Consider the following 2,894-nt stretch of genomic DNA (forward strand, 5'->3'; position numbering starts at 1 on the left):
GCGATGTCGCCGGCGCCATACAGCATCAAGAGTTCACCCATGGTATCGCCCAGATAGACGGCGGCATGGGCATCGGGCCACTCTCCCAGGGAGCGGCGCGCCGGTCGGAGACCTCGCTGTTCGCAGAGCGCCGCCACGGCATCGAAGCGGCGGGGATGGCGAGGCACCAGGATCAGCAGGGCAGCGGGGTGATGGTCGAGAAGCCGCGCATGAGCGGCCAGCACCTGTTCGTCCTCGCCGGGGTGAGTCGAGCCAGCGACCCAGATCGCTCGCCGCCCCAGGCGGGTACGCAAGCGCTCACTCACCTCCAAGGCCTCGTCATCACTGGCGAGATCGAATTTCAGCGAACCCGCCACCGTGGTGTTTGCCGGGTCCATGCCCAGGGCACGGAAACGTTCGGCATCGGCCTCGGACTTGGCGGTGAGCCAGTCGACATGGCCCAGGGCATCACGCATCAAGGGACGCAAGCGCCGATAGCCCCGGTAAGCCCGGGGCGAGAGCCGACCATTGACCACCATTACCAGCACGCCCCGCCGTCGGCAGGCATACAGCAGGTTGGGCCAGAGTTCGGTCTCGAAGAAGAGCGCCAGTTCGGGGGCGAGCCGGTCGACGAAGCGCCGGGCTGCACCAGGAAAGTCCAGCGGCACGAAGCGATGGCGAAGTCGATCCGGGACGCCCGGCACCCGGCAGGCCTCGATCAGGGCCTCGACCCGCTCGGCGCCGGTTGCGGTCATGGTGGTCAGGACAAGGTGGTGGTCTGGGTAGCGGGCCAGCAAGACCTCGATCAGGGGGCGGGCGGCCTGCACTTCTCCCACCGAGGCACAGTGCAGCCACAGGGTGCGCTCACCCTCCGTGCTGGGAGCCATCAGACCCAACCGCTGTCGTCTGTGGTGAGTGAGTGTTTGCTCACGCCAGACACGCCACCAGATCAAGGGCGCCAGGACGTAGAGGGCCATCGAGTAGCCGAGACGCGCCCAGCCCATCAGGTCTCGCGGTCGAGGATGGTGGAGATCATGGCCGTGGTGGAGACACCGTCCTCGAAGCCCAGCACCCTCACCTCGCCACCAGCCTGGCGAACCGCCTCACCGCCGGCGATCTGCTCGGGACGATAATCCCCGCCCTTGACCAGCACATCGGGCAGGACGGTCTCGATCAGCCGCTGGGGAGTGTCCTCACCAAAGGGCACCACCCAATCCACCGCGCCCAGGCCGGCGAGAACCTGCATCCGCCGCATCAGCGGATTGATCGGCCGCTTGGGGCCCTTGAGACGGGCGATGGAGGCATCGTCGTTGACCGCCACGATCAGGCGATCGCCCAGCCGACGGGCCTGCTCCAGATAGGCCACATGACCGGCATGCAGGATGTCGAAGCAGCCATTGGTCATCACCACCTTCTCTCCCCGCGCCTGGGCGGCACGCACCGCCTCGATCAGGGGCACTTCCTCGATGGCACCGAACTCCGCCAGCTTGTCGCCATGCAGGGCCGTGTAGAGCTCGGCGATGGAAACGGTCGCGGTACCCGGCTTGGCCACCACCAGACCGGCGGCCAGGTTGGCCAGGGTCATGGCCTCGGGGAAGCCATGACCCGCCGCCAGCGCCAGCCCCAGGACGCCGATCACCGTATCCCCGGCCCCGGTGACGTCGAAGACCTCGCGGGCCCGCGCCGGCAGATGGAGCGGCTCATGGTCGGCACGGATCAGGGTCATGCCCTTCTCGCTGCGGGTAATCAGCAGGGCCTCGAGGTCGAGTTCGACGCACAAGGCCTCGCCACGGGTGGCCAGTTCCCCGTCATCACGGCAATGACCGACCACCGCCTCGAATTCCCCCAGGTTAGGGGTGATCAGGGTGGCGCCCCGGTAGCGACGAAAATCACTCCCCTTGGGGTCGACCAGCACCGGCTTGCCGGCCGCGCGAGCCAGGGCAATGAAATCCTCGACGCGGTTCAGGGTTCCCTTGCCGTAGTCGGAGAGAATCATCAGATCGCAATCGGGCAGGGCTGCCTCAACCCGGATCAGCAGGCCGCTGGTGTCGACCTCCCCCAGCCCCTCCTCGAAGTCCAGGCGAATAAGCTGCTGGTTACGGCTCATCACCCGCAGCTTGGTGATGGTGGGAATACCCGGGCTGCGCTCGAAGTGAGTACCCACGCCGGCGGTATCCAGCCGGGACGCCAGCCGGTCGGCATTGTCGTCGTTCCCCACCAGCCCCGCCAGAACCGCCTGGGGCCCCAGGGAGGCGATATTCAACGCCACGTTGGCGGCACCCCCTGGCCGGTCTTCGGATTGCTCGACTCTTACCACGGGAACCGGTGCCTCGGGTGAGATACGCGAGGTCCCGCCGTGCCAGTAGCGGTCGAGCATCACATCCCCCACCACCAGCAGTCGGGCACGTTCCAGTGCGGTCAGGTCAAACTTCATCGACTGAAGACTCCGTTGTCGGGTGAGGGTTGGCGAATTCGAGTACTGCCCCGAGTCGCTCGATCACATCCTCGGCATGGATCAGCGACATGGCATCGGGGTGGCGCACGCGCTGGCCCCAGGTGACCTCGTCGCGTGTCTTGTGCAGATAGTTGCGAACAGCATCGGCGTAGCAGTCGACCGTGAAGTCCCGCCACAGGTAGGGACCGGTGCGGTCGACATTCGAGGTGGCATAGAGCCCCACAACCGGTGTTCCCAGGGCATTGGCCATGTGCACCGGGCCGGTATCCGGCGCCACCAGGGCCCGGGCCCCGCGGATCATGGCCAGCAACCCCTTCAGTGAGGTGCCCCCGATGGCATCGACTACCGCATCCGGGTCCAGCAGACGCCGGATCTGTTCCCCAAGTTCACGCTCCTGGGTGCTGCCGCCACCGGTGAGGACCGTCTTCAGTCCATGGTGGCGCCAGGCATGCTCGATCAC

Annotated in this window: 3 protein-coding genes; all 3 read right to left on the reverse strand. The window is 66.7% G+C overall.

Annotated features, from left to right (window positions below):
• Positions 1–983: 3-deoxy-D-manno-octulosonic acid transferase (locus tag ACESMD_RS14465; protein ID WP_372614365.1), on the reverse strand; the 983-nt coding region annotated here is incomplete at its 3' end.
• On the reverse strand, positions 983–2,413 hold the full coding sequence (gene hldE / locus ACESMD_RS14470) for a bifunctional D-glycero-beta-D-manno-heptose-7-phosphate kinase/D-glycero-beta-D-manno-heptose 1-phosphate adenylyltransferase HldE (protein ID WP_372614367.1): 1,431 nt from the start codon (positions 2,411–2,413) through the stop codon (positions 983–985). The genes hldE and ACESMD_RS14465, both read right to left, overlap by 1 nt.
• On the reverse strand, positions 2,403–2,894 hold a 492-nt coding region (locus ACESMD_RS14475; protein WP_372614369.1), incomplete at its 5' end, for a glycosyltransferase family 9 protein. The genes ACESMD_RS14475 and hldE, both read right to left, overlap by 11 nt.

It is taken from the genome of Halomonas sp. (assembly GCF_041689495.1).
Classification (GTDB): Bacteria; Pseudomonadota; Gammaproteobacteria; order Pseudomonadales; family Halomonadaceae; genus Halomonas.